At 63.1% G+C, this 24,989-nt stretch carries 24 protein-coding genes; 20 read left to right on the top strand and 4 right to left on the bottom strand.

The window, feature by feature from the left end; translation table 11 throughout:
- The first annotated feature begins 6 nt into the window (after positions 1-6).
- The 6 genes from GR138_RS29105 to GR138_RS29080 all read left to right on the top strand — a co-directional run bounded on the left by GR138_RS29105 (position 7) and on the right by GR138_RS29080 (position 4,919).
- Positions 7-822 carry a sugar phosphate isomerase/epimerase family protein gene (locus tag GR138_RS29105; RefSeq protein WP_160862765.1) on the top strand — a complete coding sequence of 272 codons (816 nt, stop codon included), beginning with the start codon at positions 7-9 and terminating at the stop codon, positions 820-822.
- The gene (locus GR138_RS29100) at positions 823-1,977 is read left to right on the top strand and encodes an MFS transporter (protein WP_160862764.1); all 1,155 of its coding nucleotides are present in this window, start codon (positions 823-825) and stop codon (positions 1,975-1,977) included.
- Positions 1,978-2,081: 104 nt separating this feature from the next.
- Complete coding sequence (locus GR138_RS29095) at positions 2,082-2,552, top strand: type II 3-dehydroquinate dehydratase (protein ID WP_160862763.1); 471 nt, start codon at positions 2,082-2,084, stop codon at positions 2,550-2,552.
- Positions 2,553-2,587: 35 nt separating this feature from the next.
- The gene (locus GR138_RS29090; RefSeq protein WP_160862762.1) at positions 2,588-3,364 is read left to right on the top strand and encodes an SDR family NAD(P)-dependent oxidoreductase; all 777 of its coding nucleotides are present in this window, start codon (positions 2,588-2,590) and stop codon (positions 3,362-3,364) included.
- A complete protein-coding gene (locus tag GR138_RS29085) occupies positions 3,361-4,179 on the top strand; it encodes a sugar phosphate isomerase/epimerase family protein (RefSeq protein WP_160862761.1) in 819 nt (272 codons plus the stop codon). Before GR138_RS29090 ends, GR138_RS29085 begins: the two co-directional genes overlap by 4 nt.
- A complete protein-coding gene (locus GR138_RS29080) occupies positions 4,176-4,919 on the top strand; it encodes an RraA family protein (RefSeq protein ID WP_160862760.1) in 744 nt (247 codons plus the stop codon). The genes GR138_RS29085 and GR138_RS29080 overlap by 4 nt, the downstream gene beginning before the upstream one ends.
- Positions 4,920-4,933: 14 nt before the next feature.
- Here GR138_RS29080 and GR138_RS29075 read toward each other — a convergent pair whose 3' ends face one another.
- Together GR138_RS29075 and GR138_RS29070 are read right to left on the bottom strand one after the other, a co-directional pair.
- On the bottom strand, positions 4,934-5,599 hold the full coding sequence (locus GR138_RS29075) for an RraA family protein (RefSeq protein ID WP_160862759.1): 666 nt from the start codon (positions 5,597-5,599) through the stop codon (positions 4,934-4,936).
- Positions 5,592-6,584 carry a Bug family tripartite tricarboxylate transporter substrate binding protein gene (locus GR138_RS29070; protein ID WP_160862758.1) on the bottom strand — a complete coding sequence of 331 codons (993 nt, stop codon included), beginning with the start codon at positions 6,582-6,584 and terminating at the stop codon, positions 5,592-5,594. Before GR138_RS29070 ends, GR138_RS29075 begins: the two co-directional genes overlap by 8 nt.
- A gap of 261 nt (positions 6,585-6,845) precedes the next feature.
- On the opposite strand from GR138_RS29070, the gene GR138_RS29065 reads away from it, so the two are divergent.
- The 5 genes from GR138_RS29065 to GR138_RS29045 all read left to right on the top strand — a co-directional run bounded on the left by GR138_RS29065 (position 6,846) and on the right by GR138_RS29045 (position 13,325).
- On the top strand, positions 6,846-8,354 hold the full coding sequence (locus GR138_RS29065; protein ID WP_113106992.1) for an aldehyde dehydrogenase family protein: 1,509 nt from the start codon (positions 6,846-6,848) through the stop codon (positions 8,352-8,354).
- A 20-nt stretch (positions 8,355-8,374) separates the two neighbouring features.
- Positions 8,375-8,821: a tripartite tricarboxylate transporter TctB family protein gene (locus GR138_RS29060; RefSeq protein ID WP_160862757.1), complete on the top strand. Its 447-nt coding sequence runs from the start codon at positions 8,375-8,377 to the stop codon at positions 8,819-8,821.
- 31 nt (positions 8,822-8,852) lie between these two features.
- The gene (locus GR138_RS29055) at positions 8,853-10,346 is read left to right on the top strand and encodes a tripartite tricarboxylate transporter permease (RefSeq protein ID WP_160862756.1); all 1,494 of its coding nucleotides are present in this window, start codon (positions 8,853-8,855) and stop codon (positions 10,344-10,346) included.
- A 178-nt stretch (positions 10,347-10,524) separates the two neighbouring features.
- Positions 10,525-12,342, top strand: a complete 1,818-nt coding sequence (locus GR138_RS29050; RefSeq protein WP_160862755.1) for a thiamine pyrophosphate-binding protein — start codon at positions 10,525-10,527, stop codon at positions 12,340-12,342.
- Complete coding sequence (locus GR138_RS29045) at positions 12,339-13,325, top strand: ABC transporter substrate-binding protein (RefSeq protein WP_160862754.1); 987 nt, start codon at positions 12,339-12,341, stop codon at positions 13,323-13,325. The genes GR138_RS29050 and GR138_RS29045 overlap by 4 nt, the downstream gene beginning before the upstream one ends.
- Before the next feature lie 71 nt (positions 13,326-13,396).
- On the opposite strand, the gene GR138_RS29040 is transcribed toward GR138_RS29045, so the two are convergent.
- On the bottom strand, positions 13,397-14,812 hold the full coding sequence (locus GR138_RS29040) for an aldehyde dehydrogenase family protein (RefSeq protein WP_160862753.1): 1,416 nt from the start codon (positions 14,810-14,812) through the stop codon (positions 13,397-13,399).
- 98 nt (positions 14,813-14,910) lie between these two features.
- Between GR138_RS29040 and GR138_RS29035 the strand changes: the two genes are divergently transcribed.
- The 8 genes from GR138_RS29035 (at position 14,911) to GR138_RS29000 (ending at position 22,443) form a co-directional block, all read left to right on the top strand.
- Positions 14,911-15,831 carry a LysR family transcriptional regulator gene (locus tag GR138_RS29035; RefSeq protein WP_202402911.1) on the top strand — a complete coding sequence of 307 codons (921 nt, stop codon included), beginning with the start codon at positions 14,911-14,913 and terminating at the stop codon, positions 15,829-15,831.
- A gap of 221 nt (positions 15,832-16,052) precedes the next feature.
- Entirely contained in the window at positions 16,053-16,664 is a 612-nt protein-coding gene (locus tag GR138_RS29030) for a glutathione S-transferase family protein (protein WP_160862751.1), read from the top strand.
- A 59-nt stretch (positions 16,665-16,723) separates the two neighbouring features.
- A complete protein-coding gene (locus tag GR138_RS29025; RefSeq protein ID WP_160862750.1) occupies positions 16,724-18,781 on the top strand; it encodes a 2Fe-2S iron-sulfur cluster-binding protein in 2,058 nt (685 codons plus the stop codon).
- A 124-nt stretch (positions 18,782-18,905) separates the two neighbouring features.
- Positions 18,906-19,454 carry a carboxymuconolactone decarboxylase family protein gene (locus tag GR138_RS29020; protein ID WP_160862749.1) on the top strand — a complete coding sequence of 183 codons (549 nt, stop codon included), beginning with the start codon at positions 18,906-18,908 and terminating at the stop codon, positions 19,452-19,454.
- 76 nt (positions 19,455-19,530) lie between these two features.
- The gene (locus GR138_RS29015) at positions 19,531-19,995 is read left to right on the top strand and encodes a nuclear transport factor 2 family protein (protein ID WP_160862748.1); all 465 of its coding nucleotides are present in this window, start codon (positions 19,531-19,533) and stop codon (positions 19,993-19,995) included.
- A 24-nt stretch (positions 19,996-20,019) separates the two neighbouring features.
- Entirely contained in the window at positions 20,020-20,325 is a 306-nt protein-coding gene (locus GR138_RS29010) for a hypothetical protein (protein ID WP_160862747.1), read from the top strand.
- Positions 20,326-20,397: 72 nt separating this feature from the next.
- Entirely contained in the window at positions 20,398-21,288 is an 891-nt protein-coding gene (locus GR138_RS29005; RefSeq protein ID WP_160862746.1) for a LysR family transcriptional regulator, read from the top strand.
- 183 nt (positions 21,289-21,471) lie between these two features.
- Entirely contained in the window at positions 21,472-22,443 is a 972-nt protein-coding gene (locus tag GR138_RS29000) for an alpha/beta fold hydrolase (RefSeq protein ID WP_160862745.1), read from the top strand.
- A gap of 302 nt (positions 22,444-22,745) precedes the next feature.
- On the opposite strand, the gene GR138_RS28995 is transcribed toward GR138_RS29000, so the two are convergent.
- Positions 22,746-23,687: a cupin domain-containing protein gene (locus GR138_RS28995; protein ID WP_160862744.1), complete on the bottom strand. Its 942-nt coding sequence runs from the start codon at positions 23,685-23,687 to the stop codon at positions 22,746-22,748.
- Between the two features lie 91 nt (positions 23,688-23,778).
- Here GR138_RS28995 and GR138_RS28990 point away from each other — a divergent pair, with 91 nt between their 5' ends.
- Positions 23,779-24,756, top strand: a complete 978-nt coding sequence (locus GR138_RS28990; RefSeq protein WP_160862743.1) for an oxidoreductase — start codon at positions 23,779-23,781, stop codon at positions 24,754-24,756.
- The last annotated feature ends 233 nt before the right edge of the window (positions 24,757-24,989 follow it).

Raw genomic sequence — 24,989 nt, 5'->3', positions numbered from 1 at the left:
GGCGTCATGATCTGTGTTTCCCATATGACGGCGCTGGACGCCGAGCCGGAGCGCATGGTCGATGCGGCCGCGAAGGCCGGCTTCCAGGGTGTCGGCCTGCGGATCTTTCCGCCGCGCCATGCGCCGGATCAGTATCCGGTCACCGGTGACTGGAATCGTATCCGCAGCCTTCGGGCCCGGGCGGAGGATCAGGGCGTCCGCATCTTCGAGGCCGAATCCTTCGGCATCGGGCCGGATTTCAACCGCGACGACTATGCCCGGGCGTTGGAAGCGGCAAAGGCCCTGAACGCCGGCGTCATCGTCTCGGCCGGCATCGACGATAATCTCGAGCGGCTGGCGGAGAACTATCGCTGGCAGGCGGAGGCCTCGGCAGGCTACGGTATCCGCATGGCGATGGAATTCATGCCCTATCGCGGCATGAAGACGCTTGCCGATGCCCTGTCGGTTCATGCCAAGGTCGGCCATCCGAATGCGCGGCTGCTGATCGATGCGGTTCATCTCAGCCGAAGCGGCGCGAGTGTCGCCGATCTCGCGGCCATTCCCGATCGCTCGATCATCGGCCATTTCCACATCTGCGACGCACCGGCCGCGATACCGCCCGGCGACGCCGCGAAGATGGCGGAGAGCCGCGAGGCGCGGCTCTATCCGGGGCAGGGCGGCCTGCCGCTTCGCGAGATGCTGGCGCTTTTGCCGGAAGATTGCTCGGTTTCGCTGGAGGCGCCGCATCGCGACCAGCAGGGCTGGACGGTCGAGGACCGGGTGATGGATGCGGGGCGCGTGACGCTTAGCTTCCTGCGCGCGAGCGCGCTCGCGGCGGAATAGGTGCGCGGCAAGGGTCTCGTCTGGCGGCTGGCGCGTCCCCTGCTGGCCGTCGCCTTTCTGGCGCAGGTCATCGTGCCGCTAGCGCGCATCGCGACCAGTTATCGCGCAACCGAGGCGGGGCTTTCGCCGGCGCAGGTTCTCGTGCTGTCCTCCGCCTTTGCGCTGCTTCCCGCCTTTCTCGCGGTCGGCATGGGCCGCTACAATGATCGTCAGGGTGCCGGGGGTGCGGCGCTCGCCGGCGCCGTTCTTCTAGCCAGCGGTTGCGCGGCCCTGCTTCTGCCCCTTGCAACCATGGCCTGGCTGGTGCTGGCTTCCGTCCTTCTCGGGCTCGGCCAGACGCTGCAACTGACCGCCCTGCAGGCCGAAATCGGTTCGCTTCGTGTTCAGACCCATCGCGAGCGTATGGTCGGCGGGCTGATGCTCTGGCAGGCGGTCGGGCAGATCGGCGCACCTTTGCTTCTGAGCCTCGTGGCCCTTCGCGGCGGCAATCTGCCGGGCAATCTGGCCATTGTCGCCACTACCCTCGCGGCCTTCGGCGCGATGACGTCCATCCTGCTGTATCGCAACGCCGCGCCGCCGCGGTCGGTGGAAACGCCTGCCTCCCTTCGCTCCATAGCCGGTGTCCCGGGTCTTGCCTGGGTGATCGCCGGTGGCAGCTTGTGCGTCGCCGTGCAGGATCTCACCCTGATCTATCTGCCGGTGGTGGGCGAGACGCGGTCTGTCCCGCCGGTCGTCGTCGGGGCCTTGTTGATGCTGTTTGCAGTGACACAGATGCTCTCGCGCGCTTTACACGAGCCTGCGGCTGCCCGGTTCGGGCCGACGCTTCTTCTGTGGGGATCGGTGCTCGGCACGGGTTTCTCGACGGCCGCGCTGGCCTTGCCGGTGAACGTCCTCCTCCTCGCGGTCGCGCTTGCAACCTCCGGCTTCTGTCTCGGTTTCGCGATCACGGCCTCCGTCGCGCTGACGATGCGCCTCGCGCCGCCGGGTGCGCGGTCGACCAGCCTCGGGCTGCGGCTGGCGATAAACCGCGCCGGGCAGTTTGCCATTCCGCTTGTCGCGGGGCTGATCGCGGCCGCGCAGGCCGGCGCCGTCTTCTTGCTGCTCGGCCTTGCCGTCGCCGGCACGGGCGCCGCTGGTTTCCGCCGCCGCCGGTAAGCCATTCCGCTTTGGTCTGGCGAAGACAAGCGGCTTTGGACAGGGAGGCTGCCGCTGCCTAATCCTTCATCGAGCCCGGAACACAATCCGGCGGAGGAGGAGACATGCCAGATCCCGTTGTCCTGGTCCTGAACGGCCCGAACCTCAACATGCTTGGTATCCGCAACCCGCAGGCCTATGGCGGGGCGCGGCTGGCCGATATCGAGCGCGTCATGCGGGCCAAGGCCGCGAGCATGGGGATCGATCTCGAGTTCCGTCAATCCAGCCATGAGGGTGTGCTGGTCGACTGGATCCATGAAGCGCACGAACGGGTCGCGGGTGTGATCATCAACCCGGCGGCCTACACCCAGACCTCGCTCGCGATCGCGGATGCGCTCGGCATCCTGACATGCCCGGTGATCGAATTGCATTTCGCAAATGTGCACCGCGATCCGGCAAAGACCAATCGCCACGTCTCCCTCGTGCGCCCCGTCGCAACAGGCGTGATAGCCGGTTTCGGGCCGGGCGGTTATCTGATGGCGCTGGACGCCGTGGCAATGGCGCTGTCGCCGGTCGATTTTCGCGCCGGGGCGTGAGCCGGAGCGCCAGCCAGACAAAAAGGGAGGACTTCATGAGGAGGATAGCAGTGGTGACCGGCGGGGCCGGCGGCATCGGCCAGGTCATCTGCCGAACACTGGCACAAGAGGGATGGACGGTGGTCGTCTGCGACCTCAATGTCGAGGGAGCGAAAACGGTGGCGGCCGAGGTTCGCGGCCATGCCCGCTTTCTCGACATCACCGACCCGAAGGGCATCGAGGATCTTGCCGCCGCCATCGACGCCGAGATCGGACCGGTTGCCGGCGTCGTGCACTCAGCTGCGACGTTCGGCGAACTGAAGCCGGCAGAGGAGGTTTCCGTCGAAGACTGGGACAGGATCACCGGGCTCGTGCATCGCGGCACCTATCTCGTCTCGGTCGCTTTCGCCAAACGCATGGCCGCAAGGGGGCAGGGTTCCTTCGTGGCCCTGTCGTCCTGGAACGGGCTGCGGTCGGCGCGGATGCACGCCTATTGCAGCTCCAAGGCGGCGGTGAACCTTCTGGTCGAAGGCATGGCGATGGAATGGGGCCGGAGCGGTGTCCGTTTCAATGCGGTTTCGCCGGGCGTGGTGATGACCGAGCGGGTCGCCGAGCGGATCCGGACCGGCACGCGCTACACAACCAACCCGATAGAAATGACGGCGCTCGGCCGGCTGGTGACCTCGCAGGAGGTCGCGGATGCCGTTTCCTTCCTGCTGTCGGACAAGGCCTCCGGCATCACCGGCGCCAATCTTCTGGTCGATACCGGCACCACGATCAGCCAGGCATGGGCGTTGTTCGGCGGCGTGCCGGGTGCAAGGCCGCTGGCATGAGCGATCTCGTGATGGGCTATCTGATGCTCGGCGATCTCGACCCGTTCGAGATGGTGCGCGCTGCCGGAGAGGGCGGCTTCAAGGCCAGCGGCATTCGCCTGACCGGCCACCGGCCCGGCGATTCGTGGCCGTTCGATCCGCAGAGCGAGGCGGATATCACGCGGATGCGCGCCGTCATGGAACAAGCCGGCGTCCGGCTCGTCAACGCCTGTACCTACCGTGTCACCGCCGATGTCGATCCGGCTGCCTACGGACCTGTGCTGATGGCCTGCAGCGCGCTTGGGATCGCAACGCTGATCTGCAACTCCTCCGCGACGGAGGAGGCGGTGATCGTATCGAAGCTCGCGGCCATTGCCGATCTGGCGGCGCCGTTCGGGATCCGGCTGGCGCTCGAATTCATCCCCGTCAGTGCCGTCAAGACCTTGGAACAGGCCGCACGGATCGCCGGGGCGACCGGCCGCGACAATGTCGGGCTGGTCATCGATGCGCTGCATCTCTGGCGCTCGGGCGGATCGCCCGTCGATCTCGAAACCGTGGATCCGTCGCTGCTCCTGTCGGTTCAGCTCTGCGACGGCCCGTCGCAGGCGCCTGTCGGGGATGCGCTCTATGCGGAGATGCGGGGCGGGCGGCTGATGGCGGGGCAGGGTGTATTCGACCTGCCCGGTCTCCTGCGGGCGCTTCCCCGGGACATCGAGGTCGAGGTGGAAGCGCCGAACACCGTCTATGCAGGCTTGCCGCCGGCGCAAAGGGCGCGCATCGCCCGCGTCGAGACCGAAGCCTTTCTAGCCACACTGCAGGCGGAGGCGAGCGCATGACACGCGAAACCATGGGCCGGATCGATCCGCGCCTGATCCGGCTTTTCGATCTGCCGGCAGCGCCCGAGGGCGTGGTGGTGGCGCTGGCGGCCATCGACGGGCCCTGCGAACTGGTTTCCGACGCGCTGGACGATCTCGGCTTCGACGGCGTCATTGCCGCCTCCGTCCTGCGACCGACCATCGCCGGGGCGACCATGGTCGGGCCGGCCATCACGCTGCGCAACCGGCCGCTGGAGGCCGATCCCTTCGTCGTGGCGCGGGAAGGTCATATGAACCGGCAGGCGGATTTCGAGGCGCATAATCTCACAAGGCCGGGCGACGTACTGGTGATCGAGGGCCGGCAAGGCATTTCAAATCTCGGCGGCATTTCCGCGACCATGGGCAAGCGCCAAGGGGGGCTCGGTGCAGTCATCGACGGCGGCATCCGCGACGTGCGCCATTCGCGCCGCATCGGCTATCCGGTCTGGTGCAGCGATATCACGGCGCGGACCGGCCGCTGGCGGCAGGAAACCGTGGAGATCAACGGGCCGGTGACAATTCGCGGCGTTCCGGTTCATCCCGGCGATATCGTCTGCGCCGATGACAGCGCCGTCTGCATCATTCCGCTCGCCCTGGCCGACGAGGTGACGCGGCGCGTGCTGAAGCGTGTCGTCACCGACCGCGCCAGCCTCGACTTTCTGGCGACGGATCGGCCGCTCAGCGAATTCCCGCGGCCCGACGCCCGCAATTTCCGCGAATAGGCTGCGGAGCCCGACTATACCGAACGAACGTGGCCGAAGCGGTCGTGTCCGTCATAGACCGCCTGTCGGCAATCGCCGGCAAGAATGCGCGTACGCATCCGCCGTTCTATGCGGCCAAGCTCCTCGGCATCCTCGACGATCTGTTGCAGATAGTCCTGTGGCAGGACGACGGTGCCGTCGGCGTCGCCATGCAGCCAGTCGCCGGGATGGACGGTCACGGGGGCAGTCTGGCCCGGCAGATCAATTGGCTCTTCAACCGAAACGAAACGCCAGCGGCCCCTGTTGTTCATCGGGGTCTGTCCGCTGGCGAGCGCGGGCAGGCCATCGAAGGCTGCACTGTCCCGGATGAGGCCGTCGATGACAGCCCCGGCGCATCCCAGCCGGCGCCAGGAGGTGATCATGTTGCCGCCGACAAGGGCGCCGGTACAGGCGCAGCCGGGGCCGACGATGATGATGCAACCGGGCAGGATCGCTGAATCGGTCGCGGTAATGTTCAGGCCGGCGTCGGTCGAGGCTTCGCCTTTCAGGCAGACGGCCGGACCGGAAAAGGCGAATGGTGTGGAAACCGGCCTGAATTCAGAGGAAAGAACCTGATCCGGCAGGCCGGCTGCGGCAAGCGTGTCGCTCATTTCCGCAACCGGGATGGCCCGAAGCCGGGCAACGAGGGCCGCGTCAGCCAATGCGGATGCCCGTTTCGCGCGCGACCTCGCCGAAGATGGCGTCGTCCGACACAAGGCGCGCCTTGAATTCCTCGCGGCTGTAGCCGATCGGCGTCCAGCCGCCGGCCGTCATCTTCTCGACGGCGGCTTGCGCCTTGACGCCCTTGACCGCTGCGGCGTGTAGCTGCGCCATGATGTCTTCCGGCGTGCCCTTCGGAGCATGGAGGCCGAACCAGTTGGTGATGCGGTCCATGTCGGGGATGCCGAGTTCGGCGGAGGTCGGGATGCCCTCGACCCTTGTCTCGCGGACCTTCGAAGCCGTGAACAGCGGGACGAGCTTGCCGGAGCGGATATGTGGTTCGGTGAGCTGGATGGCGTTGATCGCCATCTGGATCTGGTTCGACAGGAGATCGGTGATCAGGTCTCCGGCAGCCTTGTAGTGGATCGCCGGCATGTCGAGCTTTTCGCGCAGCTTCAGCAGTTCTGCCGACAGATGGATGTTGCCGCCGGCGCCTGGCGTGCCATGGCGGAAATTGCCGGGGCCGGCCTTCACCAGCGCCTTGAACTCCTCGTAGTTCTTCGCGCCGGTCGCGGCCGGCGCCGTATAGGTGAAATTGCCGTCACCGATCATCGTGATGTGTTCGAGCCCCTCGACCGGATTGCCGGGCGCATTGATATGCGTGTGCGCCGTGGCCAGCATGACGGACGAGGAGCAGAACAGGGTGTGGCCGTCCGGCTTCGCCTTCAGTGCCAGCCCGAGGCCGATATTGCCGGCGGCGCCCGGCCGGTTCTCGACTAGAACGGGCTGGCCGAGTTCGGCCTGCAGAGTCGGCTGGATGAGGCGTGCGAGCGTGTCGTTGGCACCGCCGGCGGCGTTGCCGACGATGATGGTGATCGGCTGCGTGGCGAAGGATTGCGCCCGCAGGATCGCAGGCGACGCGAGTGTCGCGCCGGCAGCCGCCGTCGTGAACAGGAAACCGCGTCGGGTCAGGCTGGAAATGCTCATGATATCCTCCCTTGGAAAATAGGGCAGGAAAGCGCACCACCGCCCGGCCGCACCGTCGGTTCCTCCTCGCGATCATCCGCCCTTCACAAGCAAAGGATGATGCAGCGTTTCGGTCCGGTCCAAGTGTATTTCAGCTTGCCTGTCCAAGCATTTCCGTTGGCCGCGCCTGTCAGACCGTTCCGCTATGGCTGAGCCAAAAAGGCAGTTTTGGACGGCTGGCCGGGACTGGCCTACCTCAATGCCAATGATGAGGAGGAACACATGGCACAGCTGACTGCGATCAAGGACGCGCCGCGGATCGACCCGGAGTCGGTCCTGCCGGACAGGCGCGGCCTCTTCTACGGCGGCGCCTGGCACAAGGCCGTGGGTGGCCGGACGTTCGAGGTGAAGAGCCCCGGTAACGGCCGGTCGCTGGGTGTGGTCGCGGATGCGTCCGTGGCGGATGTCGATGCCGCCGTCGCTGCCGCACGCGCCGCCTTTCCGGGCTGGCGCGACACGGCGCCGCTGGAGCGCGCCCGCCTCCTGCGCCGCATGGCGCAGATCGTGCGCGACAATGCCCGCGAGCTCGCCCTGCTCGATGCGCTGGACTGCGGCAATCCGGCGGCGGCCATGGTGGGCGATGCGGCGATCGCGGCAGCGCAGATCGATTTTTTCGCCGGACTGGTCACGGAAATGAAGGGCGCTTCCATTCCGATGGGTCCGGACCGGCTGAACACCTCCGTGCGCGAGCCGCTCGGGGTCGTGGCGCGCATCGTGCCGTTCAATCATCCCTTCATGTTCGCAGCCGGCAAATCGGCGGCGCCGCTTGCGGCCGGCAATACGATCGTCGTCAAGCCGCCCGAACAGGCGCCTCTCTCGGCGCTGCGGCTGGCGGAACTGCTCGAGGACGTGCTGCCGCCGGGTGTCTTCAATGTCGTGACCGGGGCGGGACGAGAAACCGGACAGGCGCTGGTCGCGCATCCGGACACCGACAGCGTCGCGCTGATCGGATCGGTCGGCGCAGGGCAGGGCGTCATGCGAAGTGCTGCCGATCGGGTCAAGCCGCTGCTGCTCGAACTCGGCGGCAAGAATGCGCTGATCGCCTTCCCGGACGCTGATCCCGCCGAGGTGGCCGATGCGATGATCGCCGGCATGAACTTCGCATGGTGCGGCCAGTCCTGCGGCTCGACCAGCCGCGCCTTCCTGCATGAAAGCCTGCACGATGCGGTCATTGAGGCGCTGGTCCAGAAGATCAGCCGTTTCCAGCCGGGCCGTCCGGAGGACTGGTCGACCACCATGGGTGCGATCATTTCCAAGGTCCAGCACGGCCGCATTCTCACCTATATCGAGACCGCCAAGTCGGAGGGCGCGACGCTCGTGACCGGCGGAAAGATCCCATCCGGCGAGGACACGAAAGACGGGCTTTTCATCGAGCCGACGGTCTTTACCGACGTGACGCAGGACATGACCATCGCGCGCGAAGAAATCTTCGGGCCGATCCTTTCCGTGCTGAAATGGTCGGACGAGGCGGCCATGCTGCGCGACGTCAATGCGGTGGAGGTCGGCCTGACCTGCGCCATCTGGACGAACGATCTTGCGGCGGCGCTGCGAATCTCGGCCTCTGTCGAGGTCGGCTATGTCTGGGTCAACGAGGTCAGCCGACATTTCCTTGGCGCGCCCTTCGGCGGCGTCAAGCTCTCGGGTCTGGGGCGGGAGGAGTGCCTTGCCGAACTGATGAGCTTCACGCGGGAGAAGAATATCCATATCCGTTACGGCAAGCGCGCCGTCTGACGGAGATCGGGGAGGATACCATGCAATCGAAATTCGAAGACTTCCGCTGGGATGTTGTGGCCGGCGGGGCGATGATCCTCATCGCCCTCTTGTTCCTTGTCGTGGGATCGCAGCTGACATTCGGCTCTCTGACGCGCATGGGGCCGGGTTTTCTGCCCGTGTGCGCCGCGATCGGACTGGTCGTGCTTGGCGCGGTGGTGGCGCTGGAAGGGCTCAAAGGTGAAACGGCCGTTCCCGAATTGCCGAAGCTGCGGCCGTTTCTTGTCGTCATCGCCTGCCCGATCGTTTTTTCGCTGATGATCGAATGGGCGGGCATGGTGCCCACGGTTCTGGTCACGGCCGTTCTCGCACGCATGGCCGAGCCGCTGAAGTGGGGCTGGGACCTCGTCCTCGTGCCGATCGGCCTCGCAGCCGTCGGCGTGTTCATCTTCATCGACTTCCTCGGGGTCGCAATCCCGGCCTTCTGACCGGACGGACGCGCATTGGGAGGAGACACCTATGCAAGACACAATTCTCTACGGCTTCAGCCTTGCCGGCACCTGGCAGAACCTCGGCTTCGCGCTCGTCGGCTGTCTGCTCGGCACACTGATCGGCGTCCTGCCGGGCGTCGGTCCGCTTGCGACAATTTCCATGCTGCTGTCGATGACGATCTATCTCGACCCGCTGTCGTCGCTCGTCATGCTGGCCGGCATCTTCTACGGCGCGCAGTATGGCGGTTCCACCACGGCGATCCTGTGCAATCTTCCCGGCGAGGCCTCGGCCGTCGTCACGGTTCTCGACGGACACCAGATGGCGCGGAAGGGGCGGGCCGGGGCGGCACTCGCCGTCGCCGCACTCGCCTCGCTTTTTGCCGGTGTCTGCGCCACGATCGTGATCGCGCTCTTCGCGCCGGTCCTGTCGAATTTCGCCCTGCGCTTCAACGCACCGGAATATTTTGCCCTGATGCTGCTCGGGCTGATGGCGGCGGTCGTGTTTTCCGGCGCCAAGATGTCCAAGGCGCTGGCGATGGCCTGCCTCGGCGTTCTGCTCGGCTGTGTCGGCACCGATGTCGAGACGGGCGCGTCCCGCTTTACCTTCGGCCTGCCGGAACTGAGCGAGGGCATCGGCATGGTCGCGCTGTCGATGGGGCTCTTCGGCCTTTCGGAAATCATCATGAACATCTCCAAGTCCGACAGCCGCGAGGTGATGCAGGCGAAGATCGGTCGGCTCTGGCCTTCCCGCGAGGAAGCCGGGCGGGCGGCGCCGGCGGCGGCGCGCGGAACGCTGATCGGCTCTCTTCTCGGCGTGTTGCCGGGCGGCGGCGTTGTCCTGTCCACTTTCGTCGCCTACATGTTCGAGCAGAAGATTTCCAAGACACCGGAGATCTTCGGCAAAGGCGCAGTCGAAGGGTTGGCTGCTCCCGAGGCCGCCAACAATGCCGCTGCGCAGACCTCCTTCATTCCGCTGCTGACGCTCGGCATTCCGACGACGCCGACACTGGCGCTGATGCTGGGCGCCATGGTCATGCAGGGCATCCAGCCGGGCCCGGAGGTCATGGTGGCGCGGCCGGACCTTTTTTGGGGCCTGATCGCCTCCATGCTCATCGGCAACGTCATGCTGGTCATCATCAACCTGCCGCTGATCGGGCTCTGGGTTCAGCTGCTGCGCGTTCCCTACCGGATTCTGTTTCCGGTCATCCTGACGATCTGCTGCATCGGCGCCTACTCCCTGGAGTTCTCGGCGGTGGACCTGATGGCACTCTCGGCCTTCGCCGGCGCGGGCGTGCTGCTGGTCGCCTTCGGCTTCCCACCGGTGCCACTGCTGCTCGGCTACATCCTCGGACCGCTGGCGGAAGAAAACCTGCGCCGGGCCATGGCGATCTCGGGCGGCGATGCGACGGTCTTCGTGACCCGCCCGATCTCACTGACGATCATGCTCCTGATCGTCGCGCTGATCGCCGTGGTGACGCTGCCGACCTTCCGCCGCAACCGCGAAGTGTTCGACGAGCAATAAACCCTGTCGGCTCTGCATTACCTGCGTCGTCTCACGGGACGACGCCAGGAAACCTGCGCCCATGCTCCTGCCAAGGGAGCCCAAAGCAAACGCTACCGCTGGCCCAAGGCGACGGTATTTGAACTCACCGGTCTGCCGGTGGACATAGAAGACGAAAAATAAGGAAGGAAGCCCGGCAATGAAGGATCAGCCCACAGGCCTGCAGGCTCATGGATCACCGTCCGATGTCGAACAGCCCGTCCTGCAGGAGCGCTTCGACGCGATCTTCGGCAGCGACGTGATGGCCGATGCCATCCGGGACCTCGACATCCGTTATGTCGCGCTGAATCCCGGCGCCAGCTATCGCGGGCTCCACGACAGCCTCGTCAACTATCTCGGCAACAAGGGGCCGCAGATGCTGCTCTGCCTGCACGAGGAGCATGCCGTCGCTATCGCCCATGGCTGGGCCAAGGTTACCGGCAAGGCGATGGCCGCCATCGCGCATTCCAATGTCGGCCTGATGCACGCGACCATGGCGATCTTCAACGCCTGGTGCGACCGGATGCCGGTTGTCGTGCTGGGCGCGACCGGCCCCGTCGATGCCTCGAAGCGGCGCCCGTGGATCGAGTGGATCCACACCTCGCGCGATCAGGGCGCGCTGGTGCGCGACTACACCAAATGGGACGACCAGCCGGGTTCGGCGCTCGCCTCGCGCGAGGCGATCTTCCGCGCGGACTGGATCGCCAATACGGCGCCAAAAGGGCCTGTCTACGTCAATCTGGATGCCGGCCTGCAGGAGGCCGAACTGTCCGCGCCTTCGGCCGAAACGCCGGGCGCACGGTTTCGGCCGCCGGTCAGCGCGGGGGCCAACGAGGCGCAGCTCGCCGAAGTGGCGAATATTCTCTCCGGCGCGAAAAATCCGGTGATACTCGCCGGCCGTGCATCGCGCGATCCGCAGGCCTGGGCGCAGCGGGTGACGCTGGCCGAAGCGCTAGGCGCCAGGGTAGTGACCGACCTGAAGATCGGCGCGAGTTTTCCGACGGACCATCCGCTTCACGCCGGCGCGCCGGGCATCTATGCCGTGCCGGAAGCCCGCGCGGCGATTGCGGCAGCGGACGTGATCCTGTCGCTCGACTGGGTCGATCTGGGTGGGACGCTGGATGCAGCCTTTCAGGGCAGTGCGCCCACGGCCAAAGTCATCCAGATCTCGCAGGACCACATGATGCATCGTGGCTGGAACATGGACTATCAGGCCCTTCCGGCGATCGATCTGATGCTGTCAGCGGATCCGGATCAAATTCTCGGCGGTCTCTGCAAGGCGCTGGGTGTGACGCAAACATCCGGCATCGTCACGGAGACGAAGCCATCGCCGGATTATCCGGCACTCGTTGCCGGGCCGATCATCATGGGACAACTCGCTCATGCCCTGGCTGAGGTGACCGCCCGGCATGATGTTTCCTTCGTGCATCTGCCGCTGGGATGGGATGGCGCCTTCTGGCATTTTCGCCATCCGCTTGATTTTCTCGGTTCGGATGGCGGCGGCGGCATCGGCGGTGGTCCGGGCATTGCGGTCGGGGCGGCGCTGGCGCTCAAGGACATGGACCGACTGCCTGTCTGCGTCGGCGGCGACGGCGACTTCCTGATGGGCGTAACCGCCATCTGGACAGCCGTGCATTACCGCATCCCGCTGCTGTATATCGTCGGCAACAACCAATCCTTTTTCAACGACGAGGTGCATCAGGAGCGCGTGGCGCGGATGCGCGGGCGGCCGGTGGAGAACAAGTGGATCGGAATGCGCATGGACGATCCGGAAATCAGCATCGCCGGCATAGCGGAAGCGCAGGGTGCTGCCGGGTTCGGGCCTGTGAAATCGGCAGATCAACTGGTCGAGGTCTTCGCCAAGGCGCTCGCCCATGTCGAGGCGGGCGGTGTCGCCGTCGTCGATGTGCGGGTCGAGCCGGGCTACACACCGGCCATGACGGCCTCGCTGAACCGCCATGCGGGAGAAAAGAAATGATGCAGCTTTCCGTCGCCATCGGCGACTATGACCGCAACCGTCCGCTGATCGACGGGCGCGCCAAAATCGATGGCGTCGATCCGATCGTCATGACGCTGACGCCGGAAGAAATGTTCTTCCGCGCCATGCGGCACGAGGCCTTCGACATCTGCGAGCTGTCGCTGTCTTCGCATACCTTGCGCACGGCGCGAGGGGATGCGCCCTATATCGCGGTTCCCGCCTTCGTCTCCCGTGCCTTCCGACATACCGGCATCATCGTGCGCGCTGACAGCGGCATTACCGAACCGTCCCAGCTTAAGGGACGTCGTGTCGGTATTCCCGAATGGCAGCTGACGGCGAATGTCTGGATCCGCGCATTGTTGCAGGACGAATATGGCGTGGCACCCCAGGACATCCAGTGGGTGCGCGGCGGACTGGAAGAGGCGGGGCGGGTTGAGAAGGTCAAGCTCGATCTGCCGGACGGGGTGCGGATCGAGGAAATCGGGGCGACAGACACGCTACGCGACATGCTGGCCGATGGCCGGATCGACGCCTTCATGGGACCGCGCGCGCCGACCACGTTCGTTCCATCGAACAAGGGCCTGCGCTGGCTCTTTGCCGACCCGACCGCCGAGGCGATGGCCTATTACGAGAAAACGAAGATCTTCCCGATCATGCACGTCATCGGCATCCGCAAGGCTCTTGCCGAACAACATCCCTGGCTGCCGATGGCGGTCTACAAGGCGTTCGCCCAGTCCAAGGCGATCGCGCTCGAGCATCTTTCGGAAACCTCGGCCACCAAGATCACGCTGCCCTTCGTGGAAGAGCAACTGCGCCGTGCAATCTCCCTGATGGGACGGGATTTCTGGCCCTACGGCGTCGGTCCGAACCGGCATGTGCTGGAATACTTTACGGCTTCCCATCACCGTCAGAGCCTGTCTGCCCGCATGGTGGCGATCGAGGAACTGTTCCACCCGTCCACACTGGAAACCTATGTGATCTGAGCGGCAAGGCTGTCGGAAAGGTCCTCGTGCAAATTCGGAATCCGTGACGCGGTCCGCTGAAACTCAGCTTATCAGACGATAACGGCTTTCGGTTCCAGAAACGCCTCGAGGCCGAACACGCCATATTCGCGACCGATCCCTGACTGCTTGAACCCGCCAAAGGGAGCGAGTGGTTCATGCGGAGCGCCATTGATGACCACCCGCCCGCAATCGAGACGATCCGCAAGCGCCTGCATGCGTGCGGCGTCGGTGCCATGCAGATAGGCCTGAAGGCCGTATTGGGTGTCGTTCGCGATGGACACGGCTTCCTCTTCGTCGCCGTAGCCGATGACCGAGAGGACCGGACCGAAGATTTCTTCGCGCGCGATGCGCATCTGGTTTTCCACGCCAAAAAAGATCGTCGGCTTCGTAAACCAGCCGCGATCCAGGCCAGCGGGCCGCCCCATGCCGCCCGTTAGGAGGCGGGCGCCTTCCTGTGTTCCCATTTCGATGTAGGACTGGACACGATCGTACTGCTTGCGACTGACCATCGGCCCGATCATCGCGTCCGGATCGTTGGGTGCTCCCACCTTGAACGTTTCGATCTCCTTCTTCAGACTGACCAGGGCGTCGTCGAGCAACTGGTCTGGAACCAGAATACGGGTGCCGGCGATGCAGGCCTGACCGCTGTTGATGAAACCCATCCGCAAGACGGCGGGAATGGCGACGTCAAGATCTGCGTCGTCGAGAATGATGTTCGGACCCTTGCCGCCAAGCTCCAACGTGACGCGCTTGAAGGTATCGGCTGCACTGCGCAGGATTTCGCGGCCGACCGCGGTGGAGCCCGTGAAGGTCACTTTCGCGATGTCTGGATGCCGGCTGAGTTCCGCGCCGACGACATTGCCATAGCCGTTGACGACGTTGAACACACCTTTCGGCAAACCCGCTTCATGAAGGCACTCGGTGAGGATTTGCGTCTGGATCGCGCTCATCTCGCTTGGCTTGATGACGATGGTCGAACCAGCGGCGATGGCGGTTGCGAGCTTCGAGGTGATGAAGCCGATGTTGCTGTTCCAGGGTGTGATGGCCGCGGCGACACCAGACGGCTGCATGACCACGCGGGCGCGGCCCATTTGGCGCTCGAATTCATAGTCCTCCAGAACAGACGCCATGGTGAGAAAGCTCGACGCAGCATGAGGAACAGCAAAGCTCGTGAAGGTCTGCGGAGCGCCATATTCGAGCGCCATCGCTTCGGTGATATCTGAGACGCGCGCGGCGACCGCGGCGTTCAAGCGCTTCAGCATGTCGATGCGCTCGGCCTTCGACGTGCGGGAAAAGGCGGGGAAGGCGCGCTTTGCCGCGGCGACGGCTTCCCAGGTATCCTCGACGCCGGCAAGCCGGACCGTGCCGATCTTCTCTTCCGTGGACGGATTATGGAGATCGGCCATCTCGGTGCCCTTTGGCGTGACGAATTGGCCATCGAGGTAGATCTTGTCGATGTTGCGCATTTGAAACTCCTTTCGACTGTCAGGCTTATCTGGCATTTCTCCATTGTCCTGGTAAGCTCGCGAAAAGCGCTCAGCCTAATAAGGGATTACGGACAATGATGCGTGGCTCGCTCGCCGAACTCGAAGCAGTTCTCGCGGTGTCTTCCAGAGGCGGGTTTCGGGCCGCAGCGCGCGAGTTGGGGGTCTCGTCGTCGTCGCTCAGCCAACAGATCGCCGCGCTAGAGACGCGCATGGGCGTCAGACTGTTCAACCGCTCTACGCGGAGCGTCGTCCTTTCCGCCGCGGGCGAGCAATTCGTGGCGAGCGTCGGTCCGGCGATGGAGGCCATTCGCAACGCCGTTGAGCATGTCGACGAGCATCGTGCCGAAGCCACGGGTACTCTGCGCATCAACACATCGGTGGGTGCGACCCGGATGATCCTCACGCCGCTGATCCTGGAATACATGCAGAGAAACCCGCAGATGGCGGTGGAGATTGTCACGGAGGGTGCGCTGGTCGATGTGAATGCCAAGGGCTTTGACGCAGGGATAAGGATTCGGGAAGCCGTTCCCCCCGACATGATCGTTGTTCCAATCGGCGACAGCGTCCGTCCGGCCATCGTCGGTTCGGTCGAATATTTCCGCCAGCATGGAAAGCCGCAGGTCCCGGCAGATCTTCAAAACCACGAGTGTATTCGGGCCAGAATGGCGAGTGGCACACTCTATCGCTGGGAGTTCGAAAAGCGCGGGGAGAGCTTCACGCTCGACGTTCCCGGCAAGCTCACGCTCGACGACAGCGACCTGATGCTCCGGGCGGCCCGGGACGGAGCCGGACTTGCCTATCTGAATGAATGGCAGGTATCAGACGACGTTGCCGCTGGAAGGCTGGAGCAGGTCCTCGCCGACTGGACCCCGCCCTATCCGGGACTCTGCCTTTATTATCCCGGAAGACGAAATATCCCCGCCAAACTGCGGCGGTTCGTCGATCTCATCAAGGACGTTCGGCACGGCAGCCACGGTGAGAGCCCGCTTCAGGACTGATGAATGTCTCGCCAGGGCTTCCGTAACCCGGAGGCTTTAGCAGGCCCAGCCGTCTATGCGATGCTTGCGAAGTGAGCTCACCACGCGAAGCGGCTCCAAGCACTGTTGCATCCAGCGTAACGCTGCACTGTCAAACATGAGTATTCAGCCCGCTGATCGTCCGTTGCATCCTTTGGGCATGGGATCGGGAACGGACCCGACCTTCAATCAGGAGCGATCACATGAAACTTTATCACCATCCGCTGTCGGGCCACGCGCACCGTGCCCGGCTCTTTATCTCGCTGATCGGGCTTCCCCACGAGCTTGTGGAAGTCGATCTGAAAGCTGGAGCCCACAAGCAGCCAGATTTCCTCAAGATGAACCCGTTCGGGCAGGTGCCAGTGCTGGCGGATGGCGATGTGTTCATCTCGGATTCCAACGCGATCCTGGTCTACCTCGCCAAGAAATCCGGTCAGACCGAATGGCTGCCGGAAGATGCGAAAGGCGCGGCCGATGTCCAGCGCTGGCTTTCGGTCGCAGCCGGTGAGATCGCCTACGGCCCGGCAGCTGCCCGCCTGGTGACGGTCTTCGGGGCCAAGTTCAATCCGGAAGAGGTCATTGGCCGAGCACACACCATTCTCGGCCGGATCGAGAGCCAGCTGCAAGGGCGGGAATGGCTGGTGGGCAATCACCCGACGATCGCCGATGTCGCAATCTACAGCTATGTCGCGCGTGCTCCGGAAGGCAATGTCGATCTGAGCGCCTATCCGTCCGTCAACGCTCTGCTTCGCCGGGTCGAACAACTTCCAGGCTTCGTCGACTTCGTCAAGACGCCGGTCGGCCTTGCCGCCTGAGCCCAATAGGGCGTGCGATGCATCGCGCGCCCTTCGCCTCTTTCCCCTGGAGAACGCAGATGTCCGTGAATCTCACAAAACTGCCGACGTGGCATGAAGGCGAGACCTTTATCCAGGAAAAGCTTGGCGTAAAGGAACGCATGGCCTCAGTCGGCCAGCGGGTAATTCGCGATTACATGCCGGACCAGCACCGGGATTTTTACGCTCAGCTCCCCTTCATTGTCCTGGGAAGCGTCGATCCGGCAGGCGACGCCTGGGCGACGTTCGTCGAAGGCAAGCCGGGGTTCATGTCGTCGCCTTCGCCTGTTGTCTTGGACATTCTCGCACACCGTGATCCGAGCGACCCGGCAAGCGAAGGAATGGCGGACGGCATGCCGATCGGTCTCCTGGGTATCGAGATGCACACGCGTCGCCGCAACCGTATGAACGGTTTTGTCTCGACGATCGAGGGCGGTTTCCGCGTCGATGTTGACCAGAGTTTTGGAAACTGCCCGCGCTACATTCAGCTGCGCGACTTCGCTTTCGAGCATCAGCCGGGAACACCGTTCCAAGGTAAGGTGGAAGAACTGCCTGTGCTCGACGATCAGGCACGCACGATCATCCAGGAAGCCGATGCGTTTTTCGTTGCGTCTTACGTCGATCGCGAAGACCGGCGCCAGGTGGATGTCTCCCACCGTGGCGGGAATGCCGGATTTGTTCGCGTCGGCAACGACGGCGTCCTGACGATCCCCGACTTCGACGGAAATCTCTTCTTCGCCACGCTTGGCAACATCCTGCTGAATGGAAAGGCCGGGCTGCTGTTCGTAAATTTTGCAACAGGCGACATGCTGCAAATGACGGGCAAAGCCGACCTCATTTTTGACTCGCCGGAGATCGCGGCCTTCCAAGGCGCGGAGCGGTTTTGGACATTCAAACCGACGCGTATCGTCCGTCGCCGAAATGCCCTGGCTCTGAGATGGGCATTTCAGAAGGACGGGTGGTCGCCGAGCTCCCTCATGACAGGCAGCTGGAGCCAAGCGGCCGACCGTCTCCGTGCGACAGAGCTTGCCACAAGCTGGCGGCCAATGACCGTCACCGCGATTGTCGATGAAAGCGCGACGATCAAGTCTTTCCATCTGCAGCCCGGCGATGGCGCAGGGCTACTACCTCACGTGGCCGGTCAGCATCTCCCCATACGCATAAAGCTGCCAGGCGAAGATAAGTCGATCATCCGCACCTATACGCTCTCAGTCGCACCATCAGACGGGATTTACCGCATCAGCGTCAAACGCGACGGCCGGGTTTCGCAGTTCTTGCACGATAAGGTTGCCGTCGGCGATGTCATCGAGGTGCGCGCGCCGGCCGGCGACTTCAGCATTGACGCCCGGTCGACCCGTCCGGCGGTTCTTCTCGCAGGCGGCGTCGGCATCACGCCGCTGCTCGCAATGCTCCGTCATATCGTTTACGAGGGGCTGCGCAAGCAGCGTGTTCGCCCGGTCACGTTGTTCTACGCGGCTCGCTCCAAGGCCGATCGACCGTTCGACAAGGAGATCGCCGACCTTATCGGTGCGACAAAAGGCGCCGTGCGCTTGATCAGGGTCCTCAGCGACGCCACGGATGCTGAAGAGGGCAGGCATTACGACGCCGCAGGTCGGATCGATATGGCGATGCTGACGCGGTTCCTCCCCTTCAACGACTATGATTTCTATATCTGCGGACCTGCCCAGTTCACGCAAGGCCTCTATGACGGGCTGCGGGCTCTCAACATTGCTGATGATCGCATCCAGGCTGAAGCCTTCGGTCCGTCGTCGCTGATCCGCACGGGGCAACCCACACCAGCAGCCGTGTCTTTCACCACGCAGCCGTCCGAAAAGCCCGTGCCCGTCATATTCACGAACTCCCTGAAAGAAGCACGGTGGACACCTGATTCCGGCACTCTCCTGGAGTTCGCCGAGGCGCGAGGCCTCGAGCCCGAATTCAGTTGCCGCGAAGGCAATTGCGGGACATGCCGGACAAAGGTCGTCAAGGGTGCCGTCGCTTATGTCAAGCAGCCCACCGCGAAGATCGACACCGACGAAGTGCTGCTCTGCTGCGCCGTTCCAGCCGAACAGGGAGGCGGCCTGCAGCTTGCTGTGTGAGAGGCGATTGCTGCGTCCAGCGTAACAGTTCCTTGTTTCCTTTCGATCTTCAGCAAGTTGCGCCACCGGATCATATTCAATCTCAAGAGAGCAACGTCTCTCTCAACCGAAAAAGGAGATTACAATGTCACGCATTCCTACCCCGGCCACCATCGAAGACGCTCCGGAAGCGTCCCGTCCGATCCTCGAGATCATCCAGAAGCAGACCGGCTCCGTTCCGAACATCTTCCGGCTGGTGTCCAACAGCCCTGCCGCATTGACGGGCCTGACGTCGCTCCAGGGGGCACTCGGCAAGGGCAAGCTGCCGCCGGCCACCCGTGAACGCATTGCGCTCGCCATGGCGGAAGCCAACGGTTGTGACTACTGCCTCTCGGCCCACACCTTCACGGGCACGAAGTTCGCCAAGCTCGACGAGAGCGAGATCGCCGCCAACCGCAACGGCACGTCGAACGACCCCAAGGCGGCGGCTGCCGTCGAATTTGCCCGGGCACTGACAGTGGCTCGCGGTTCCGTCGCGCCAGCAGAAATCGCCAAGGTCCGTGATGCAGGGTACAGCGACGCCGAGCTCGTCGAGATCATCGCGCATGTCGCCCTCAATACCTTCACGAATTATGTGAACGAGGCCCTCGACACAGAAATCGACTTCCCTAGCATTAATCGCGCGGCTGCCTGACGTCTGGCCTTGAGGCGATGCAAGACGTACCGCCTCCGGCCCGAAGGTCAACCATCAACCCCAGAGGAACTTTTCCATGTCTCGTCCGCCGCTTCCCCCATTCACCAGAGAGAGTGCCATCGAAAAGGTCCGGCTTGCCGAAGATGGCTGGAATAGTCGCGATCCTGCCAAGGTAGCGCTCGCCTATACGCTCGACACGCGCTGGCGCAACCGCGCCGAGTTCGCAAAGAACCGCGCCGAGGCGGAGGCCTTCCTGACCCGCAAGTGGAACAAGGAACTCGACTATCGTCTCATCAAGGAACTCTGGGCCTTCACTGGAAATCGCATTGCCGTCCGGTATGCCTATGAGTATCGCGATTACAGCGGCCAGTGGTTTCGCGCCTATGGCAACGAGAACTGGGAATTCGCCGAAGACGGCCTGATGCGGGAACGTCACGCCAGCATCAACGAACACCCGATCGCGGAAGCCGATCGCAAGTTTCGTTGGCCGCTGGGCCGCCGGCCTGATGATCACCCTGGCCTCAGCGATTTCGGCTTTTAAGGCCTAACTCGAGGAGATGAAACAATGGGCAGGTCGCCAATCGATCCTCGCGTGAGGCTCTCGATAGAGCTCGCCCTAACCGCAAACAATGCGATGCCGAGCCAATTCGCGAAACAAGAAGAAGCCGGTCGTGCCCTTGGCATGACTGGCGCCGAGATGGACGTGGCAAGGCGCGGTTCAAGCTTCGACTTCCATACATCGATCGCTGTGTCACTTGCTCTGCATGCCTGTCGCGAAACGCGCCAGCGCGCGCGAGACGCCGGCTTTTCCAAGGAAACCTGTGAGGAAATAGAATGCCTCGCACTTTCTCTTCGTGCGCAGACCGCCTGAACGTCAGTTGCCTCTTGAGGCTTCGGTTCCGAGCACTTAAGGTGCTGGAAACAAACGTGATTGGGGATGCGGATGGATCGGTGGCAGGCAATGAGGATCTTTGTGAAGGTCGCCGAAACCGAGAGCTTCGCAGACACCGCTCGCCAGATGTTCATGAGCGCGCCTGCCGTCACTAGAGCGGTTGCCTCGCTCGAAGACCTGATTGGCGCGCGACTTCTTGTGCGAACCACCCGCTCGGTGAAGATGACCGAAGCGGGCGTTCGTTATTTCGAAGACTGCCGCCGGATTTTGGCCGATATCGCTGAAGCAGAGGCCGCCGCCGGCGGCTCCTATGCTACGCCGACGGGAACTCTGTCGATAACCGCGTCAGCGCTGTTCGGCCAAATGTACGTCCTCCCGATCGTGACGAGCTATCTCGACACATACGCGACCATGAAAGCCAAGACCCTCTTCATCGATCGACCGGTCAACATCGTGGAGGAGGGGATCGATGTCGCTGTGCGTATCGGCCATCTCCCGGATTCAAATCTCTCTGCCGTCAAGGTCGGAAGTGTCCGACGCGTCATGTGCGGTTCGCCGAAATATTTCGAGCGCTACGGCGTTCCGAATTCGCCAGACGATCTGAAAGACCATCGCATCGCTGCATCGACAGCGGCATGGGCTTCACCTGAGTGGAATTTTGGCAACGATCTGCGCGTATTTGTCGATGCGGCTCTGCAATGCAACACGAACGAAGCGGCGATACAGTCCGCACGTGAGGGATGGGGGCTGACCAGGGTTCTCAACTACCAGATTGGTCCAGCCCTCGTCGCTGGAGAACTGCAGATCGTCCTCAGCGAGTTCGAAGAACCCGCTTTGCCAATTCATATACTCCACCCTGAAGGACGGCATGCCCCAGCAAAGGTCCGCGCCTTCGTTGACATGGCGGCAAGCAGATTACGCGAGAACCGGCTTTTGAATTGATATCTGCCTATTCTGGGTCAAACAGTCGCCGCTCGGGTTGCCCGTGCCACGCCCATTGCGCCGCACTCATATCACGTGATGCAATAATCCCTTGTCGAGTACGAGCATTCTCCCTCCAGGCCGAAAGAGCGATGGTGGCTGCAGGCAACAAGCCGCCCGCAATCACTCCTGAGGAGAACCACAATGTCTCGGACTCTCGCCGCACTGCTTCTCGCATCCGCCAGCATCTTTGCTTTCGCTCCAGCCACGATAGCCTTCGCCGAAACACCCGCCATCACGCACCAGGCGCCTGCAACGATCCATTATCGCTCCATGAAGATCGATGGCGTCAACGTCTTCTATCGCGAAGCCGGCCCGGCCGATGGCCCCGTCGTCGTGCTGCTTCACGGCTTTCCGACATCGTCCCACATGTTTCGCAACCTGATCCCGTTGCTCGCAGATCGCTACCGCGTCATCGCCCCTGACTATCCGGGCTTCGGCCAGAGCGATGCGCCGGACCACACAAAATTCGAATATTCCTTCGGCCACTATGCCGATATCGTCGATACGCTGCTGACCAGGCGCGGTGCTGCCAAATATTCGATGTATGTCATGGATTACGGTGCACCTGTCGGCTACCGGCTGGCGCTCAAGCACCCGGACCGCGTCACCGGCCTGATCGTCCAGAACGGCAATGCCTATGATGAAGGCATTCGTGATTTCTGGAACCCGATCCGCGCCTACTGGAAATCGGGCGCGAAGAAGGACCGCGAAGCGCTCTCCGTGCTTGTCTCACCTGAAACGACCAAATTCCAGTACACCGACGGCGTCAAGGACCTGACCCGCGTCAGCCCCGACAACTGGGTCCATGATCAGGCTCTACTTGACCGGCCTGGCAACAACGATATCCAGCTCGACCTGTTCTATGACTACCGCACCAACCTGCCTCTTTATCCGCAGATCCAGGCCTTCTTCCGCGACCGTAAGCCGCCGACGCTGATCGTCTGGGGCAAGAACGACCAGATCTTCCCGGAAGAAGGCGCACATCCCTATCTGCGTGACCTTCCTGAAGCTGAGTTCCATCTGATCGACACGGGACATTTTGCGCTTGAAGACAAGCTGGACGAGATGGCGCCGCTCATTCGAAGCTTCCTTGATCGCAAGGTCGCGAAGTAAAACGCCGCTGGCTTCCGGCAACTGCCGTACTGGTTGCTGGAAGCTTCACCCTTTAGCATCCATCGATTTGCGCCGGAATCTGGTTGTTCTGGAAGCCTGCCACGCCTGCTCCGGAACGCTTGTGGACTGGTTGCCATAAAAGAGTCTTGTGGCGGGCAGTGGTATCGCAGTCGGAGACTTGGTCGATGTCCAGCGGTTCGGTTCATACCAGTGCCTATGTGGCGGCACGGGTTTCGGACCGGAAGCGGTCACGGATAGTGCCGACTTGCTTTGCCTTTGTATTCGACGGGGCAAGGCAGCAATCACGAGTTGGCAACCTCACTCCGCATCTTGTCACGATAAAGACTGCGGTAACGCGCGGGCGATTGCCCTAGGACGCGGCGGAAGCTGGCTGCAAAAGCACTGTCGGACGCGTAGCCGAGCGCCTGTGCAATCCGTGGCACCGGCTCGTTGCCACGCCTCAGCCGAGCTGCGGCAAGCCGCATCCTCCAACCCGCGAGATAGTCGATCGGCGATGCTCCAACGGTGGCACGAAATCTTTCGGCAAATCCGGAGCGGGACTGGCCGGCAAGAGACGCCAGCGCCTCCACTGTCCAGCGGCGCGATGGATCGGCGTGGATGGCCCGCAGTGCCGGCGCCAGACGGGCATCCGCAAGGCCGGCGAGCCAGCCGGGATGCTGGGCTGTCTGGCGTGCCATGTAAGCACGTAGTACATGGATAAAGACCAGCCGCAGCAGGTCGTTGCAGGCGACGCGGGCGCCCGGTGCTGCGCTGTTCCACTCCAGGTCCAACTGTTCGAGCAGCCAGCCAATCGGTCCGGCCTCTTCGTGCTCAATCACTACAACAGGCGGCAGGGCGTCGGTGAGGAGTGAGCCATCGACGGTATCGAGGTTGACGCTGCCGCCGAGGAGCACGAAATCCCGACCATCGCCCACTGAGACATCGAGATTGCCCCCAGCGAATACCTCTGCCGCCGCTATCGGCTTCACGTTGGGATCGCTGCAAAGCGTAAACGCCTTGCCGCTGACCACAAGACAGTCGCCGGCTTCAATGCGCAAGGGTGCGTCTCCCTCCGAGATCAGCCAGGCAAAGCCTTCACGGACTGCATTGAACTTGAGGTAGCCCGGTGGTGGAAAAGCAACAGACCACGCGCCTCCGGCTGCAAAACGCACGGAGAACAGCGCGCGCGCATCGATGGCGCTGAGCACGTCGGACAAGGGATCCTGTACGTTTTGGACGATCACGACAGAAATCCGGATCCTGCAGGCTGGGGGCTCCGAGAAACTACCCGATATAGGGGACGGACACCAGCGTCACAAATGAAGGAGTAACAACATGTCCGAACAGAAACCTATTGGATCTCGTTTCAGCGCATCCAGCGCGGCACGCAAGGTTACCGAGGGTATTGACCTTTCCGGCAAGACGGCGATCGTCACGGGCGGCTATTCCGGTCTCGGCGTCGAGACGACGCGGGCGCTCGCTGGTGCCGGCGCTCGTGTCATCGTACCGGCTCGCAATCGCGAAAAGGCCGAACGCACGCTTGCCGGTATCGACAATGTCGTTATCGAAGCGATGGATCTTGCGGATCCCGCATCGGTTGCCGCCTTTGCCGGCAGGATCGTTGCGGCGGGCATGCCGATCTCAATTCTGGTCAACAGCGCCGGCATCATGGCAACGCCGCTTGCGCGCGATCAGGACGGCCACGAAAGCCAGTTCGCCACCAATCATCTTGGTCATTTCCGGTTGGTTGCAGGCCTGTGGCCAGCACTTGTCAAGGCAGACGGCGCGCGGGTGGTCTCTGTGTCATCGCGCGGCCACCAAATCGGGCCGGTCGATTTCGACGACATTGATTTCCGGACGCGCGCCTATGACAAGTGGCAGGCCTATGGCCAGGCAAAGACGGCAAATGCATTGTTCGCGCTGGAACTTGATCGCCGCGGAGCCGCGCTTGGCGTGCGGGCATTTTCGTTGCACCCCGGCGTCATCCTGACCGATCTCGCCCGCCATCTTACCGAAGACGAGATCAACTCTTTTGATGTCTACGACGAGAATGGCAATCGTCGGGTCGACCCCGCACTTGACCTCAAGACGCCGGAACAAGGCGCAGCAACAAGCGTGTGGGCAGCAACGCGGCCCGAACTCGACGGTATCGGCGGCGTCTACTGCGAAGATTGCGAAGTCGCCCTGCCGCAGAAGGAGACGGATGGGACTAGAGGTGTGGCACCTTGGGTCATGGATCCACAGGCTGCTGAACGGCTGTGGCTGCTTTCGGAACAGTTGACCGGCTTGTCAGTAGGTGATCGTCGAGGCTGAGCACATATCGGCACAGGAGCGTTTTGCGGTTGCCAGGGCGAGGAATTCGGGCTGTCGAAGACCGGCTACGTCCTGGTCGGTCGGTATCACGCAAAGGTAAAACAGCGGCTTACCTTCAAAAACCTAATGACGTGGTCGATCCGGATAATGCCTTTTCGCCTCTAGGAGATGGCGACGCGGATGGTCGCATCGCCACTGCAGGCCGAAACACCCTGTCGGACCTCGACGGCCCG

Source organism: Shinella kummerowiae, assembly GCF_009827055.1.
GTDB classification, from domain to species: Bacteria; Pseudomonadota; Alphaproteobacteria; order Rhizobiales; family Rhizobiaceae; genus Shinella; species Shinella kummerowiae.
The sequence above is the reverse complement of the archived record's forward strand: the minus strand, read 5'-3'. Positions and strand labels throughout refer to the sequence as shown.